The organism is Mesorhizobium waimense (assembly GCF_003601975.1).
Taxonomy (GTDB): domain Bacteria; phylum Pseudomonadota; class Alphaproteobacteria; order Rhizobiales; family Rhizobiaceae; genus Mesorhizobium; species Mesorhizobium waimense.
Genome location: NZ_QZWZ01000207.1, coordinates 1 through 483, shown reverse-complemented (window position 1 = coordinate 483; position 483 = coordinate 1). Strand labels below are relative to the sequence as shown.

The 483-nt window shown below is 67.9% G+C and carries 1 pseudogene; it reads left to right on the top strand.

Annotation, left to right across the window (positions count from 1 at the left end):
* Positions 1-483: pseudogene (locus tag D3227_RS40655) on the top strand (IS630 family transposase); the annotation flags it as partial.

The window sequence follows — 483 nt, the reverse complement described above, 5'->3', positions numbered from 1 at the left end:
CACGGTCGGCAAGTGGAGGCGTCGCTTCCTCAAGGATCGCGTCGAGGGCCTGCTGGACGAAGCCCGGCCCGGCAGGCCCCGGACGATCGACGACGATCAGGTGGCCGCCGTGATCGAGCGGACGCTGCGGTCCCTGCCCAGCGACGCGACACACTGGTCGATCCGCTCGATGGCCGGGGCGACCGGCTTCTCGCACACGACGATCTGTCGGATCTGGACTGCCTTCGGGCTGCAGCCGCATCGCTCGGAGACGTTCAAGCTGTCGAGCGACCCGCTGTTCGTCGACAAGGTGCGCGACATCGTCGGGCTCTACCTGTCGCCGCCCAATCGCGCGCTGGTGCTGAGCGTCGACCAGGCCTCGACCGCGAGCAGCCCGTCCTGCCGATGATGCCTGGCATGCCGGAGCGCCGGACCCATTCCTACGTTCGTCATGGCACGACGTCGTTGTTTGCTGCCCTCGACGTTGCCTCGGGCTTCGTCATC